The sequence below is a fragment of the Moorena sp. SIO4G3 genome (assembly GCF_010692305.1).
Classification (GTDB): domain Bacteria; phylum Cyanobacteriota; class Cyanobacteriia; order Cyanobacteriales; family Coleofasciculaceae; genus Moorena; species Moorena producens_A.
Genome location: NZ_JAAHIG010000214.1, coordinates 1 through 15,675 on the forward strand (window position 1 = coordinate 1; position 15,675 = coordinate 15,675).

At 43.6% G+C, this 15,675-nt stretch carries 11 protein-coding genes; all 11 read right to left on the reverse strand.

Going from position 1 to position 15,675, the window contains the following annotated elements:
• Nucleotides 1-15: 15 nt before the first annotated feature.
• Complete coding sequence (locus F6J99_RS28770) at nt 16-1,218, reverse strand: CHASE2 domain-containing protein (protein WP_293117857.1); 1,203 nt, start codon at nt 1,216-1,218, stop codon at nt 16-18.
• Between the two features lie 34 nt (nt 1,219-1,252).
• Nucleotides 1,253-1,393, reverse strand: a complete 141-nt coding sequence (locus tag F6J99_RS28775) for a hypothetical protein (RefSeq protein ID WP_293117859.1) — start codon at nt 1,391-1,393, stop codon at nt 1,253-1,255.
• A gap of 330 nt (nt 1,394-1,723) precedes the next feature.
• The gene (locus F6J99_RS28780) at nt 1,724-2,371 is read right to left on the reverse strand and encodes a response regulator transcription factor (RefSeq protein ID WP_293117862.1); all 648 of its coding nucleotides are present in this window, start codon (nt 2,369-2,371) and stop codon (nt 1,724-1,726) included.
• A 380-nt stretch (nt 2,372-2,751) separates the two neighbouring features.
• Nucleotides 2,752-4,644, reverse strand: a complete 1,893-nt coding sequence (locus tag F6J99_RS28785) for a ShlB/FhaC/HecB family hemolysin secretion/activation protein (RefSeq protein ID WP_293117865.1) — start codon at nt 4,642-4,644, stop codon at nt 2,752-2,754.
• A gap of 117 nt (nt 4,645-4,761) precedes the next feature.
• On the reverse strand, nt 4,762-7,617 hold the full coding sequence (locus tag F6J99_RS28790; RefSeq protein WP_293117868.1) for a filamentous hemagglutinin N-terminal domain-containing protein: 2,856 nt from the start codon (nt 7,615-7,617) through the stop codon (nt 4,762-4,764).
• A 251-nt stretch (nt 7,618-7,868) separates the two neighbouring features.
• A complete protein-coding gene (locus tag F6J99_RS28795) occupies nt 7,869-9,386 on the reverse strand; it encodes a hypothetical protein (RefSeq protein ID WP_293117870.1) in 1,518 nt (505 codons plus the stop codon).
• Nucleotides 9,379-9,735 (reverse strand): hypothetical protein, encoded by a 357-nt coding sequence (locus F6J99_RS28800; protein ID WP_293117874.1) that lies wholly within the window; start codon nt 9,733-9,735, stop codon nt 9,379-9,381. The genes F6J99_RS28795 and F6J99_RS28800 overlap by 8 nt, the downstream gene beginning before the upstream one ends.
• A gap of 11 nt (nt 9,736-9,746) precedes the next feature.
• Nucleotides 9,747-13,697: a CHAT domain-containing protein gene (locus F6J99_RS28805; protein ID WP_293117876.1), complete on the reverse strand. Its 3,951-nt coding sequence runs from the start codon at nt 13,695-13,697 to the stop codon at nt 9,747-9,749.
• Nucleotides 13,698-13,962: 265 nt separating this feature from the next.
• The gene (locus F6J99_RS28810) at nt 13,963-14,424 is read right to left on the reverse strand and encodes a hypothetical protein (protein WP_293117879.1); all 462 of its coding nucleotides are present in this window, start codon (nt 14,422-14,424) and stop codon (nt 13,963-13,965) included.
• Between the two features lie 78 nt (nt 14,425-14,502).
• On the reverse strand, nt 14,503-14,922 hold the full coding sequence (locus F6J99_RS28815; protein ID WP_293117882.1) for a DUF4351 domain-containing protein: 420 nt from the start codon (nt 14,920-14,922) through the stop codon (nt 14,503-14,505).
• Between the two features lie 208 nt (nt 14,923-15,130).
• Nucleotides 15,131-15,675 (reverse strand): DUF4351 domain-containing protein (locus F6J99_RS28820; RefSeq protein WP_293117884.1); only part of this gene is annotated, 545 nt, incomplete at its 5' end.

Sequence of the window (15,675 nt, forward strand, 5' to 3'; positions counted from 1 at the left end):
ACTCTAATCGTTTCTTCAGTCACAGGCTATTGCTTGGAGGCCATTCGTCAAATTGCACGTCGCTACAATCGGCAAGGTAAAGAAGGATTGGTAGATCGTCGCCATCAACATCCTGGGCCAAAGGGATAGTCCCACCAAACTAATCCCAGCAACACTAACACTCAATAGATTATGTCGCGGTGTCTTAGTTAGTCTAGCGAGGCTAATACCCAGAAACCCCCAAACCATAATCCATATATATTCCCAGCTATCTGACCAAACCCTTAACAAGGGTCGTCCATCAAGAACAGCACTAATGATTTGACTAACTGTATGAGCATGGACTTCTACACCAAATACTAGTCCAGGAGTAGAGCTAGGGATAGCAGAAACATTGACAATATCTTTAGCGCTATGGCTAGTTATACCAATCAGGACTATGCGATCGCGAATCCAGCTTGGATCAATGTTGCCAGTTTGGATATCGTTGAGGGATACGATCCGAAACGGTTCTCGAGCATTGCGAAAATTAATTAGGATCTGATTTCCCCCAGCATCGGCTCTGACATAGCCTCCGGAATTGGGGCGAAAGCGAGTGAGTTCCGTAGTACCAAACTGCATGGCTATTGGGTCATCAGTGCCATTGGTTAGGGAAATTCCTTCTTTAGATAAATACGCTTTTGCTAGCAGTATAGCTAGAGAAAATTTATACTCTCCTTCGAGATTTGAAGTTCCTAGTAAACTGCGCCTGATGTGTCCGTCAGCGTCAGGTATCACATCGGCAAAGCCAACTTGTTCGGGGGGTAAAGTGGGTGGTGGATTAATGGTATTGCCATATTGGTCAGGTAAGGCTTTTTCAATGCCAATCACGGTTTTGATAGCCTGAAATGCTGCGACTAAGTCAGTGTAACCAGGATCAACGGGTAAATCTCTGACGATGTCAATACCAATAGCTCTAGGCTTATAGGTTGCTAGTTTTCTCAGCAGTGATGCTAAGTCTCGATCGGGTATGGGATAGGTACCTATGCGTTGGATGTCTTGTTCATTAATACCAACAATTAGAATTCTTTTATCAATAGATTCTTCAGGACGCCAACGGAGAAAACTATCGAGAGCAATCAATTCTAGACTTTGCAGGAAGCCAGTGATGCGAAATAGGATTACTAGTCCGATCACGACTAGTCCTGGCATCAATCCTACCCGCCAGCTTTGAATTTCCTCCTGAGTAAAAAGTCTCATGATTTTTATAGCACCGTGATCTCCCCTTATACCCTTATAGCGTTTTCAGTTGAGATGTGAAACTATAGGAAAGGGAGCAGGGAGCAGGGAACAGGGAACAGGGAACAGGGAGTAGGGAGTAGGGAGTAGGGAGTAGGGAGTAGGGAGTAGGGAAGATGCCATCAAAAATTATCACAATTCTTAGCACGGATCCCTAGAGATTATTCTATGGTTGGTAATTGGGTATTGGTAATTGGATATTGGTAATTGGGTATTGGTAATTGGGTATTGGTAATTGGGTATTGATAATTGATAATTTACCAGACCATTGACTGACAATTTTCAAGTTTCAATAATCAGTAGTAAACTGGACACGATATCATACCAAGTTCGGTCAAAAGTACAACTTTCTCTTGCCCCAATCTCCCCATCTCCCCATCTCCCCATCTCCCCATCTCCCTATCTCCCTATCTCCCTATCTCCCTATCTCCCTATCTTTTAATGCAACTCGATATCAGCTCTGATTTCAATCGATTAGACCGACTTCTCTTGCCCGCTTCTCGGTTTTAATGCGAATATTTTCACCGGGTTTTGGATAAACCCCTAAAACGTCTTGAACTTTAGTCCAATAGTTACGCACCGTGCGCTCGGAGATTTGCATCCGCTGAGCAATGGTTCTATCCTGTAATCCTTCTTCAAAGGCTAAGGTTAGAAGTTCTAACCATTCGGATTTGATTTCCAAGCCTTTGCGCATCCCTTTGGGGGTGTAAATCAATCCCTGAAGTGACCAGTCAACTTTGATTAACATTTCTTTCTGGGGCAGGCTTTTATCGACGATGCTAAAGCCTCCTTCGTGTTCATTTATAGCAGGTTTTAAACGGATTAAGGCTTTGATATTAGCGCTTTGAACAACTATATTGAGGGTAGGGTATAGTTTCATTAATGTTTTGAGGAGTTGAATTCCCGTATCGGTTCGGGCAGTATCTCCCTGCTGCTTGGGAATGGAAAGATCGGCAACAACTAAGTCAGGGGATAACCTCTCTACATAGTCTTGAGCTATCTGGGCAGTTTTAGCCGTAACAATTTCTGCCTCTGGGTATTGCTTTTGCAGTTGGCTCACGGTTCCCTCGAGAACCGATTCATGGTCGTCAATGACAATAATTTTTGGTTTCATAGTTAAGTCTACTGGTTATAGCGCTAAGGGCAAGGCATGCTAGCAATAGGCATGCTAGCAATAGGCAATAGCTGATTATAATATTTTGCTGCTTTTATAAATGTCAAACACCCACCTTAATACGTACTGCTATATTTGTTGTGTTTTTTTTTGAGATGATTTTAAATTTGTTATTTATCATTATGAATTTACCCTTTTTAATTTTTAATTATTAATTTTTAATTTTACTGGATGCCTTAAGCTAATATGCATTTAAGTTTCAGATCGCGATCCTTGTGCAAAAGCCGGTCTACCATCTCCCGATCTCCCCATCTCCCGATCTCCCGATCTCCCCATCTCCCCATCTCCCGACTTTCACAATTTAAATGGGTCAGAGCTGACTAAAACGGCTGGTAGTCTACGGCAAAGTAAATGCCATTGTCTTGCAGTGAGTCCCCCGGATTATCTACCCCGATCAGGGGAATACCATAGTCGAGACGGAGATTAAATCCAGATCCGATCTGCCAACGTAAGCCTAATCCTACACCAGCAATGGTGGCAGGGTTGGGTTGAATCCCTTGATTATTCCAGGTTGTACCGATTTCAAAGAAAGGGGTTAATTGTAGTCTGGAGTCTGAGGTGAGCATAATACGTGCCTCTACTCCCCCCAAGATGCCATTATCAGCAATGATTTGATTTTGTCGATAGCCTCTGACGGTATCTCTACCACCTACACTGAACTTTTCTAGGGATAGTAAGGAATCTGGGGTGAGTTGAGTATTAATTCGGCTGATCAGCAGAATAGATGGTGATAATTGCTCGACCCACTGAAATTGTCCGACCCAGGTAAAGAAACGCCCATCAGGACTTGAGTCACTAATGGTGGCATCAAAGGCATCAATTCCTAGACTAAACTGGGAGCGGGCGGCTAATACTCTTTCTGGACTGCGCTTGACCCAATCTTGAAACAGCCGAATTACTGTGACCTTGGATGTACCATCTGCGGTTGCTTCAGAGAAGGACAAGGGAATGTCATTGAGTATGAAGGTTTGTCGGTGACGCAGGTCTAAGCCTAAGCCCACAGCGAATTCAGTCTCTGGCGATCGCAATAAGGGCTGACGGAAACTGAGGGAATAGTTCTGGGTTTCACCTCTAATGTTTAAATCCTGGAAATTCTCGGAAACAAGGCGATTCTCACTATTACTGTAGCCCAAGCTCAGGGTTCCTTTACGAGCATTGATGGGGATGGTATACCGAATATCGTAAATGTCGAGTCCTTCGGTTAGACCGTATTCCCCACGAATGCGATCGCCAAATCCGAATAGATTATCATGAGCAGCAAATACACTGACTTGGGTTGAACCAATACTGGGAGAACGGTTGTTTTCTGTCTTGACACCGGTGTGAAAGGCTGGGGCTTCTTTTAGTGTCACCTGTAATATATTACGACCGGGAGTGCTCCCTGCGGTCAATTCCACGTTCACTCGTTCGATTAAGGGGTCTAGCTGCAGCAGTTGCAGTGCTTTGACTAGGCGTTGCTGATTTAAGGGTTTAGTAGTAGCAATTTCTAGGGGGCGGAGTACATAGTCAGGTCGCAGACGGTTTAATCCATTCAGTTCAATTCGTTCTAGCTCACCCTCAACAACCTGTATTTGCACAGTGCCACTGTCGAGTGCTTGATTATTGAGTAAAAATGCACCAGAGGTAACGTAACCGTTGTTAATATAGAGTTGAGTAATTTTAGAGCGCAGTTCAATTAAATCTTCAAAGGTGACTTCCTGGTTTTCAATTTCTTCAATTAATTCTGTAATCTGTTCTTGTAAAACTGTACTACCCAGCACTTCTACAGTTTTGACTAGGAAACGCTCACCGGATGAAGCGATAATATCAACTCCGGTAGCATCGGTTTGATATAAAGATTTATATCGAAAATCTTGACAAATACGCCAAAACTCTCTCCCTGTCTCTCCCTCCCCCTGTCTTCCTATCAAGTCTGACCCGATGTTTTCAACGGGACATCTAACCTTAGGTGGCTGAAGAGTAGAAGTAGCTTCAGCAGTAGATTCTAGTAGCGATGACCCAGATGGCGAGGTAATCGGAAGGGGTGAATTAGATGAATTAGGAATCGTAGATTGAGCCATCCCATTTAGAGCTGAGATCACTAAGATAGAAAAACTAAAACTAGAAACACTAAAACCTGCCTTTCCCTTTAGGGCGTAAGCCTTTGGTGGTGACTGCCACATCCCATAGCCTGGCGGTAGCGCAATCGCTATCCATCTCCTTTTTAGATACACAACCTTGAAAGATTATACTTTCAAGCGAACAATACGATAATCAGCTTCTCCTGTCCCCCCTCTTGTGATCCATTTCACTAGCTTTGAGGTGATTCACCAACAGTATAATCAGATTAGTTAGTGCAGGAATTCTTCTACACACTCCCGACTCAAAACTAGCCGTCCATCTGCGAGTCGATATACCTGTTGAGGTTCTACAATCGGATCACCAATTTGCCAAGGGCGATTCGGTTGGGTGCTGGAGCTAGAGCTACCATCAGTGGGTATGGTGCGCACTGTGCCAGTGGCAAAGGGTGAAATCGTACCACTTCCTGGAGCGGTGGGTAAACCACCGCTGCCAGTAATGATGAAGCTACCTGGTTGCTCCCGACTACGAAAAATGCAGCTATTGGACAGCAAAGTAGTGGTGTCAATCTGATTGTCTGGTAAGAAGGTCAGGCTGTTTTCGATCAGGCTGGCGTCGATAGTGGTGCCAACCCGTCCTCCATCGAAAACCAGTAACAGTTGTGTATTAATATTCAAGGAACCCCCCTTTCCGGTTGAGTCTTCGAAAGCTCCGACAAATATACCGCTGGGAAACTTACCATCGGCGGAGACACTAATACCAATGACTTGCACCGATTCTTTGGCCGAGATGGTCACATTACCTGAATCTCCTTCTCCAAAGGTAATGGTGTTAACCTGTCCTCCATCCTTAAGCAGTAACTGTTGTGTTTTAATCTTCAAGTTACCCCCATCTCCTGTTGAGTTTGGATTAGCTTGGGCAAATATACCGCTGCCAATCTTACCATCGGCGGAGAAACCAATGACTTCGACTAATTTCGAGGCATTGATAGTCACATTACCTGCATCTCCTTCTGCAAAGGTAGTGGCGCTAACCTGTGCTCCATCCTTAACCAGTAAACTTTGTGTATTAATCGTCAAGTCACCCCCATCTCCGGTTGAGTCTGGATTAGCTTGGGTACTGATCAGGCTGGGAAACCTATTCTCGCCGGAGACACCAATGACTTGCAGCGATTCTGAGGCATTGATGGTCACACGACCTGCATCTCCTTTTCCAAAGGTATTGGCGCTAACCCGTCCTCCATCCTCAACCAGTAACTGTTGTGTATTAATCCTTAAGGAACCCGCATCTCCTTCTCCCAAGGTACGGGTACCAACCACTGCTCGATCTCTGACAATAACCGACTCAGCCTCAATGGTAATTTCACCCCCATTACCTGAACCAGAAGTATCACTGGTAGTATCACTGGTGACGAGAAAGCGATCGCTTAACAAAATCTCCTGCTTTGCCACCAGCTTGATTTGACCCCCCTGCCCAGGACCAGAAGTATCAGCGAAAATCAAGCCTTGATCTTCAGTATTAGTACCAATGAGCATGATATCAACACCAGAGTCAATAATCACATCCCCGGCATTTCCGACTTCACTACTGGTATTAATTGTGGTTACCTCAATCGAACCAGTCACAGCAGCATTGGGTTGGTATTGATTGGTGAGGAACACCTGACCATTGGGCGGTTCAATAATTACCTGGCCAATCGTAATATTTGCCGTGGTCGGAGGCTCAGAAAACAAGGGTTGATTAGCCCGTTGATTAAGGGTGGGATTGCCAGTAATGCCAATCGGGTTACCGATATCTGTGGTGCCAGCCCTAATATCTAGGGTCGGGCGAGTACTACCATCTATTGATATTTCGGTGTCATTGGATAGGGTAACGGTTTCCTGAATATTATTGGTGGGATCAGAGCCTGTAATCTTGACATCATCAACCGTTACTGCACCACCCGCGAAAATGTGTAGGGAAGCACCTTCATAATTCTTAAAACTGACATCCCCAGCTGAGCGAATAATCGGGTCATGGGGACTTGACAAATCACCCAAAGTTCCATCTATTTCCTCAATCGCAAAATTTCCTCCACTCCAATAGTGGGCATCCCCTTTAATTGAGTTACCGGAACGCAACACCATATCCCCTAGTGAAAACAACCCACTCTCGGGATGAGTCAAAGCCAAAATATCTATGCTTTGGTTACCCTGAAGCAATAGTTTCTCCCCAGCCGCTGCTACAAAAGGTAGCGCTATACTATCCCGGATCTTCACGGTTTCCATAGCCGATAGGGTCAAATTCCCCCCAGCTGATAGCCGACCCTGTAAATCTAGATTCAATCCGGAAAGGGTTAAATCCTTCCCCACTGCCAAGGTGCCAGTATTGATAATATTCCCTGGCACCGAGCCGACCTGATTAAAAAACAATGCTCCGGGATTAATCGTTAGTAAACGGCTACTTTCGGGAAAGGTGGCACTAAAATATCCATCTTCTCCCCATGCGATCGCATTCGCCGTACTTCCTACAAATGAACCCTGCACATCCAACCTGGCGTTCGACCCAAATATAATCCCATTGGGATTGAGCAAAAACAGGTTGGCTGCGCCATCTACCCCTAAGGTTCCTTCAATCTGGGAAGGATTCATTCCGGTCACCCGCGACAGGATATTCTCAATGCCAGCTGGATTAGCTAGATAAACCCGCAACCCCTGTTCGACATTGAATTGATCAAAACTGTGGAATAGGTTAACTCCCCGTTGAACTCCCCCTTCAATCAATGCTGCTGGCAATCCCTTTACAGAAGCGTCAGGAATTACCACTGAACCATTAGCTCCTAAAGTATCATCTGGTACGATATTGCTCTGAGCATGAGCTTGATTACTAGTAGATGGAATTAAGAGTGACAGTGTTAATGAACTTGCCATCCCTACTGTAGTTACCAATCCCAATTGCGAGCACCGATTCCGCCTAGTTTGTTTGATCAAAGCACCGATTCCTGAACAACTAAGTAATAATTTTATGGCTTTGATTATTATCTCTAAAGAGGGAGCAGGGAGCAGGGAGCAGGGAGCAGGTAAGAGGGGAAACCATCCTGTGTAGCTGATAGTTATAGCGCTACGCGCAAGGCAAGAGGCAAGAGGCAAAAGGCAAAAGTTTACTACAAAAGCTTTTCAGGTTGTAAGTAGCTGGACAAAAATATAGTAATTCTCTGTCTTGATGCATCGCTGTATTAACTTGTGTAAAGCGCTCAAAAATCGATCTGCTCCCTGCTCCCTGCTCCCTGCTCCCTACTCCCTATTCCCTGTTCCCTGTTCCCTGTTCCCTTGAGTAGTCATTTTGATACCAGATTGATAATTCGATCCATAATTAACGCAGCGATTGACCGTAGGTCACGCTACGCGAACGCACCAACGCCCACATGAAATAGCACAAACACCACACTGTAAGTCAAGCAAGGTGTAACACCAGCGGTGGGGCAATCTAAGGATTCTTTCGAGTATAGTTGGGTGATAACAGACTCTACCGGTTTGGCATCGGTTTGGGAAGAAATACCACTGACCCCTAAACCAATACCGACAGAGGCAATCCAACGTTCTAAATTTTTTTCTCGGGCTTGATCAGCCTTCTCCTTATCTCTCAGGGCTTTTTCCAAAGCGCGATCGCATTCTGCCTGTTCAATGTCCACAATGCCTCGGATACTACCAAGCATCTGGTCCAATAGTTGCTGACCGGGTTTGAGATAATTCAGGTCGGTTTGAATCTGTTTTTGAAACCGTTTAGTTCTTTGGTTGAGGAAGTCTTCCAAAAACTTGATACTATCGTCTTCGAGACTATGTTCACGGATTTTTTCCAGCCAGTAGTCATAGTTGTGGGCATTGGTAGCGATCGCATTTTTGTGATCCTCCATGTCTCGCAGATAACCAGCATAGTCAAAGGTCTTGGATGGCATGTCGGTCAGTTTCTGCTTCAGTTGCTCTAGCCGTGTGTCTGGACGTTGCTGAATTGAAGTATCAATGGGCGATCGCTTAGTTTTGGTCAAGCCCCCTAAATCCCCCAATTTTGGGGGACTTTGAGAGTTTTGTTCCCCCCCCGGTGCCCTTTCCGTAATGCCTGTTTCTCCCTCCGTTGCCAATTCCTTGAAACCTTTAACCTCTTGTTCGAGTTGGCTATAGAGTCCTCTAGTTTGGCGATAACACCAACGGGCTTGATCATAAGCAAACAGGATTTTACTGCGACAGCACAATAGATTGAAAAATGACAAGGAAGTCTTTTCAACCAGCTTTAAGGTTTCTGGGTGACGGTTTAACCAGACCAGAAGGTGACCTTGCTCCTTTGGTTTCTCTTTACCGTTGTCATAGGCAAATATTGGGCTACCAAATAACTGCCCAGATGCCATAAACTCGGGTTTTTGGTCGGTTCCCTGGAAAAAACCATCGACACAGGCATCGGCTAACGTTCTATCTTCATCCGGAGTGCCCACGGCTTCCCCATAGAGCACTAAGGTTTGTCCCAAGGAAGCTTGAATGTTGCTGGCTAGGAGGCACCCTTGGGGATTGAAGTGACTAAATTGACTGGCTGCAACGGTATTTTGGCAAGACAGGGTTAGGTCAAGGGCATAGGTATCATGAATTTTAACGGGATAGACCTGGACGGTTAGGGGAGAGCCTGCTAGTTGCAGTGGTGCAGTGTAGGTTAAGGGAGTATTCCCTGTTTGGCTTAGAGGGGATGGTATTTTTTCCGGTAAAGATTTCAGGTCTGGGATACCTAGGGGTTGGCTGAGGTTAGCACAGTGTTGCCACAACTGATCCGCATCCGGTCGCAACTTTTCCAGTTCTTGGCTTAGGTCTTGGCAGAGATGGAAGGCATAAAGGGTGACGCTGGGGTTTTTGAGTCGCAAGGCAGAATCATTCATCAGCGGGAGTGTTGGGTTCGGGGTTTTCTGGGGGAGAACTCTGACGACTAGCGTTGAGTAGTTCTTCTGTCAAGTTCTTTTCATACTCAGCTTTAGTTTTTGCAGTGGGGAAAGCGGCTCCAGCTGGCCTTTCATCACTTGGTTTCCTAGCCATTAGAGCTCTCAAAGCATTATTAATGTCTGAGTGAGAAGCAGACCAGCGAGTGATCTCATCGGCTAGCTTTTTAGTATCATTTCGGAATGAAGTAATTAATCCTTCGAGTTCCCTTCGTTCTGAGTCTTTAAATAACTCAGTTTCGGTGTCCAGTAGTTCTTTGAAAGCAGATAAAAATTGATTTTCTAATGCCATAGTCTTAACTCCTATTTACCAATCGCACAGAATGCCGCCCAATGAAATGGTGCCTCAAAGGGTTTATCGCTGTTATTAAAATTGTGAAATTTAGCCTTAATTACGTATTGATCAACAAGATTCAAATGCAAATTCTTAATGTACTCCTCTAATTCTTTTTTGGTACTATCCCGCAGCCAGAGTTGGGCTTGGTTAAGGGCAACTGCTAAAGGTATCTGCTCTCGTAGATTCTGATAAAATTTAATCATCAACAATGCTGTCGATAAATCCTTCACTGTCCACAGGCTACTAACTACCGCTGGACTACCTGCAACTAGGAAACCACTGGCTAACCCAATGTATTCATCGCTGATGTTAGTGTAATCAATTAATCCGGTTTCACAAGCAGAAAGGGTGACCAGGCGACATTGTTCTAGTTGTAACTCAAAGACTTGATCGATAGTCAGACATTTCTCTAGGTCAAAGATTTCCTCTTCACTTACCCGTAAATAGCGCTCCGAATTGGGTTCAGCAGATGCAGCTTTGTGGGCATTGGCCAGAATTAGAGCGGATTTCCGTGGTTCTTTGTAATTAAAGTAACCGTGACAGCTAAAATGTAAACAGTGGTAACTGTTTAGAGGTGTGCGATCTATGGCGGCTTTGGTAGCAGCGTTTTCCACAAGGACTTCTGTATCTGGTGGTGGATTGAAATAGCTTTGAATTACGTCTACCTCGATAGGAGTGTAATCTAAATCATCAGTGGGGTTTTGAACTGCAAACAGGTGGGTAAACTCTTCTGAGCGTTGTCTAGTTTGAGTAAGTTGGAGTAGTTGACAGCTAGGAGCGTAACTTACCCCTGCTGGAAAGCGATCCATCAGAATTTTAGAGTTACCTTCTCCCTGCTGGCTAGTAATCGGTAAGGCATGAAGGGGCAACCAATGTAAATACCGATGGGGAATTAAAATTAAGCGATCGCACTCTGGAGGTATGTGCTGAACAATTTTATCAATGAGTAAAATTTGCGCCAGGGAATGTAGACGAGTAGTCAGATGCTTTTCGTAATGGTATTTTTTGGTCGAGTAGGCTATTAAATATCCATTTGCCCAATCTATCAATTGACCTAAGTCTTTTAACTGAGAATGCCAAACTAGATTACGGGTTAAGACGAACGTGACCAGCTTATTCCGTGTAATGTAAAACTCGACAATGGCAGTGTGGTGATCCAACTTGTTCTGAAAGTGCTCAAACTGAAAGCCAGAAGCAATGGGTAAATAGCGGTTTTTTAATTCATTATGCTGCTGTCGCAATTCTTGAAGACGTTTTGCTAAGGCTGTTGGGTTTTCAGCTTTGCCATCGTGAATTTGGTTTTGACCTGTGGCTATTTCATCCCTGTATTCTTTTAGTTGAGTGACAATATTTGCCGGAAATATGCTTTTAAGTTCACGGCTAATAATTTCTTCAACTATATAGCGGTTTTTGCTTTGTTCAGCATAATCAAGTGCTTCATTAATCTTACCTAAATCCACACAAACTTCTACCATTATGCTATAAAGTTTGTTCCATTTTTCACGGTGTTTGCGCTTGCTTTCCTCTCCAGAAATCATTTCCTCCTGCAAAGATTCTACCGTAGCAATGGCAGAGTTAAAGGTGGTGTAAGCTAAGAGAGACTGCTTACTGTCTTGGTAAGCTATCCCTAGTTCGAACAAAGTGTCAGCATGGTCTTCAGGAAAAGCGTCACGGGTACGTATTTCTAAAGCCAATTGGAAGCAAGCGATGGCTTCTTCTAAGTTTTGTGCTTTCTGACCTGTGATTCTGTTACAGTAAGCAACACCGAGACCAGTTTTTGTCGATGCCCACTCAATCGGAAATGCCTCAAAGGTTCTAACTCTTAGAGCCTGTTGGTAACAAGCGATCGCATTTTCTATATTTTGTGCTTCCTGACCTACGATTCGGTTCTTGTAAGCACCACCGATATTAGTTTGTGTCCTTGCCCAATCAATAGGAAATGCCTCAAAGGTAAAAACTCTAAGAGCTTCTTGGTAACAAGCGATGGCTTTTTCTATATTCTGTGATTTCTTCCCTTTTATTCGGTCAGAGTAAGCAAGACCGAGATTATTTTGTGTCGATGCCCACTCAATAGGAAATGCCTCGGTTAATACTCTTAGAACCTGTTGGTAACAAGCGATGGCAACTTCTATATTCTCTGCTTTCTCCCCTTCGATTCGGTTCTTGTAAGCAACACCGAGATTAGTTTGTGTCTTTGCCCACTCAATAGGAAATGCCTCGGTTAATACTCTAAGAGCCTGTTGGTGACAAGCGATCGCTTCTTCTATATTCTGTGCTTTCTCCCCTTTAATTCGGTCAGAGTAAGCACCACCGAGATTAGTTTGTGTCGATGCCCACTCAATAGGAAATGCCTCAAAGGTATAAACTCTAAGAGCCTGTTGGTGACAAGCGATCGCTTCTTCTATATTCTGTGCTTTCTCCCCTTTGATTCGGTAATAGTAAGCATTACCGAGATAAGTTTGTATCGTTGCCCACTCAATAGAAAAATCCTCAAATGTTCTAACTCTAAGAGCCTGTTGGTAACAAGCAATTACCTCTTCTATATTCTGTGCTTTCTCTCCTTTGATTCGGTAATAGTAAGCAAGACCGAGATTATATTGTATCATTGCCCAATCAATAGGAAATGCCTCAAATGTTCTAACTCTAAGAGCCTGTTGGTAACAAGCAATGGCTTCTTCTATATTCTGTGCTTTCTCTCCTTTGATTCGGTAATAGTAAGCAAGACCGAGATTAGTTTGTGTCGATTCCCAATCAATAGGAAATGCCTCAAAGGTATAAACTCTAAGAGCCTGTTGGTAACAAGCGATGGTTTCTTCTATATTCTGTGCTTTCTCACCTATGATTCGGTCATGGTAAGCAATACCCAGATTATATTGTATCATTGCCCAATCAATAGGAAATGCCTCAAAGGTAAAAACTGTAAGAGCCTGTTGGTAATAAGCGATGGCTTCTTCTATATTCTGTGCTTTCTCCCCTTCGATTCGGTCACCGTAAGCACCACCGAGATTAGTTTGTGTCCTTGCAAAATTTTCGGGAAAAGCCTCAAAGGTATAAACTCTAAGAGCCTGTTGGTAACAAGCGATGGCTTGTTCTATATTCTGTGCTTTGTCACCTATGATTCGGTAATAGTAAGCAAGACCGAGATTATATTGTATCATTGCCCAATCAATAGGAAATGCCTCAAAGGTATAAACTCTAAGAGCTTCTTGGTAACAAGCGATCTCTTCTTCTATATTCTGTGCTTTCTCCCCTTTTATTCGGTTCTTGTAAGCAAGACCGAGATTAGTTTGTGTATCTGACCAATAAATAGGAAATGCCTCAAAGGTATAAACTATAAGAGCCTGTTGGTAACAAGCTATTGCCTCTTCTATATTCTGTGCTTTCTCTCCTTTAATTCGGTTAACGTAAGCATTACCGAGATTAGTTTGTGTCCTTGCAAAATTTTCGGGAAAAGCCTCAAAGGTATATACTCTAAGAGCTTCTTGGTAGCAAGAGATCGCATCATCAATATTCTGTGCTTTCTCCCCTTTGATGCGGTCAGAGTAAAGAAGACCGAGATTATTTTGTACCTTTGCCCAATTTTCGAAAAATGCTTCACGGGTGCAAACAGTTAGTGCGACTTCATAGCCAGTGATAGCAATTTCTATATTGCTGGCTTTGTCACCTAAGGGGAATTGCTCAATTAGATTACTGAATACGACAATAACTAAAGCTATGTATTTTGCTTCATTTGCTTCCGCTTCTGCCAGCTTACTTGTTGCCCAATCCCGCAATAATACTGCTAAAGTCTGATTAAGTTTGTCGATATTTGCTTCCAGTAATGGATAAACTACCTCTTGATTACCATTACTGTATGCGGTTGCTTGTAGTACCTCTAATAGAAAGTCAAGTTGAGCATCAGATGTGTTGTCAGCCATTGCCATCAACCCCTCCACTATATAACAAATTCAACAACCGCTCTACACTATTCATGAAAAAAATAAACTACTCTAAATCGCCCTATATTCGCCAATTTTCCGCCCATGGCAGTATTCTTTGCTGCAATTCCTGATCAATTAAATCCCGGCAAACATTAAAAAAATGAGAGACTTAATCATCATTATAGAGCAGTTTTTATGGTAGTTATTTACTTTTTAAAAAATATATAAATTATACTAATTGTGAGGTGCAAATTTATGGTTTTTAGGGAGCAGGGAGCAGGGAGCAGGGAGCAGGGAGTAGGGAGCAGGGAAGAGGCAAGAGGCAAGAGGCAAGAGGCAAGAGGCAAGAGGCAAGAGGCAAGAGGAACCCACCCCTAACCCCTCCCAGGAGGGGAAGGCAAGAGGCAAGAGGCAAGAGGCAAGAGGCAAGAGGTTTGTTCACGAGGCTCTGAGGCTCAACCACGGTATTCAAATACTCAACGTTGAGACTCTGAGACTCAAGCACGATATTCAAATACTCGACCACGAGACTCAAATACTCAACGTTGAGACTCTGAGACTCGTCCACGATATTCAAATACTCGACCACGAGACTCAAATACTCAACGTTGAGACTCTGATATTCGTTCACGAGGCTCTGAGACTCAACCACGGTATTCAAATACTCACGGTCGAAGTCCAGATACTCGTCCAGAAGGTCCAGATACTCAAGGTTTATATTCAAATACTCAAGGGAGAGGTTCAGAAGCCAGTCGATCAGGTCTTGATAGCATGGCTTTTGAGTGGGACACCTAACCGGATGTTACTTATCCGCTAATTGGTTCAACCAATTGGTCAAATCCACTTCGGTTTCAAAATCTAACAACGCTTCTCCTAAATCCTCCAACTGGTCAAAGGATAATTCCTCAATTTGATTTTGTAATTGGGGATTGATTTCACCTAAGCGACGGTTAATTTGACGGATAATTAAATTAAGCTCATTGCGCTTTCCTTGTTCTAACCCTTGTTCTAATCCCTGTTCTAATCCCCGTTCTAATCCCTGTTCTAATCCCCGTTCTAATCCCTGTTCTAATCCTTGACGAATAATCCGTTGATAAACTACTGACTCTTGCATCATATCCTCCCGAAAGTAAGCTTGAATTAACTGTTCATCAAATTTCACTCCAGCCAACAGTTGCACGCAAGCAGATAGGTTACGCTGCTGTTGTCTGTCTTCAATCATATATACCAAAGGGAACAGGGAACAGGGAACAGGGAACAGGGAACAGGGAGTAGGGAGTAGGGAGTAGGCATGCTAGCAATAAGCGTGTTCAAAAAAAGCAGATATAAACGCTACTTTTTTTATAAAACTTATCTGTAAAAAAACAATATTTTTAAAGTTCATAGGTGTCCCATTCAGCTGACGGCTGAATGGGACACCTAACCGAATGTTACTTATCCGTTAATTGATTCAACCAATTGGTCAAATCCACTTCGGTTTCAAAATCTAACAACGCTTCTCCTAAATCCTCCAACTGCTCAAAAGATAATTCCTCAATTTGATTTTGTAATTGGGGATTGATTTCACCTAAACGACGGCTAATTTGACGCTTAATTAAATTAAGCTCATTGCGCTTTCCTTGCTCTAATCCCTGTTCTAATCCTTGTTCTAATCCCTGTTCTAATCCTTGTTCTAATCCTTGTTCTAATCCTTGGCGAATAATTCGTTGATAAACTACTGACTCTTGCATCATATCCTCCCGAAAATAAGCTTGAATTAACTGTTCATCAAATTTCACCCCAGCCAACAGTTGCACGCAAGCAGATAGGTTACGCTGCTGTTGTCTATCTTCGATCATATCGATTTTCGCTGCTACCTGGGATAGCAGGTTTTCTGGCACTTCCGCTTGTGCTAATACTGCCAAGGGTAGTAACCCTGGGGTGGTAAGTAATGGTTGTGGATCACATTCCCAAATCCGAATCACCCGGTAGCGGA

Coding starts and splice junctions, on each gene's coding strand:
- F6J99_RS28770 (WP_293117857.1), bottom strand. CDS start 1,218: ATGAGACTTTTTACTCAGGAGGAAATTCAAAGCTGGCGGGTAGGATTG.
- F6J99_RS28780 (WP_293117862.1), bottom strand. CDS start 2,371: ATGAAACCAAAAATTATTGTCATTGACGACCATGAATCGGTTCTCGAG.
- F6J99_RS28795 (WP_293117870.1), bottom strand. CDS start 9,386: ATGAATGATTCTGCCTTGCGACTCAAAAACCCCAGCGTCACCCTTTAT.
- F6J99_RS28800 (WP_293117874.1), bottom strand. CDS start 9,735: ATGGCATTAGAAAATCAATTTTTATCTGCTTTCAAAGAACTACTGGAC.
- F6J99_RS28805 (WP_293117876.1), bottom strand. CDS start 13,697: ATGGCTGACAACACATCTGATGCTCAACTTGACTTTCTATTAGAGGTA.
- F6J99_RS28815 (WP_293117882.1), bottom strand. CDS start 14,922: ATGATTGAAGACAGACAACAGCAGCGTAACCTATCTGCTTGCGTGCAA.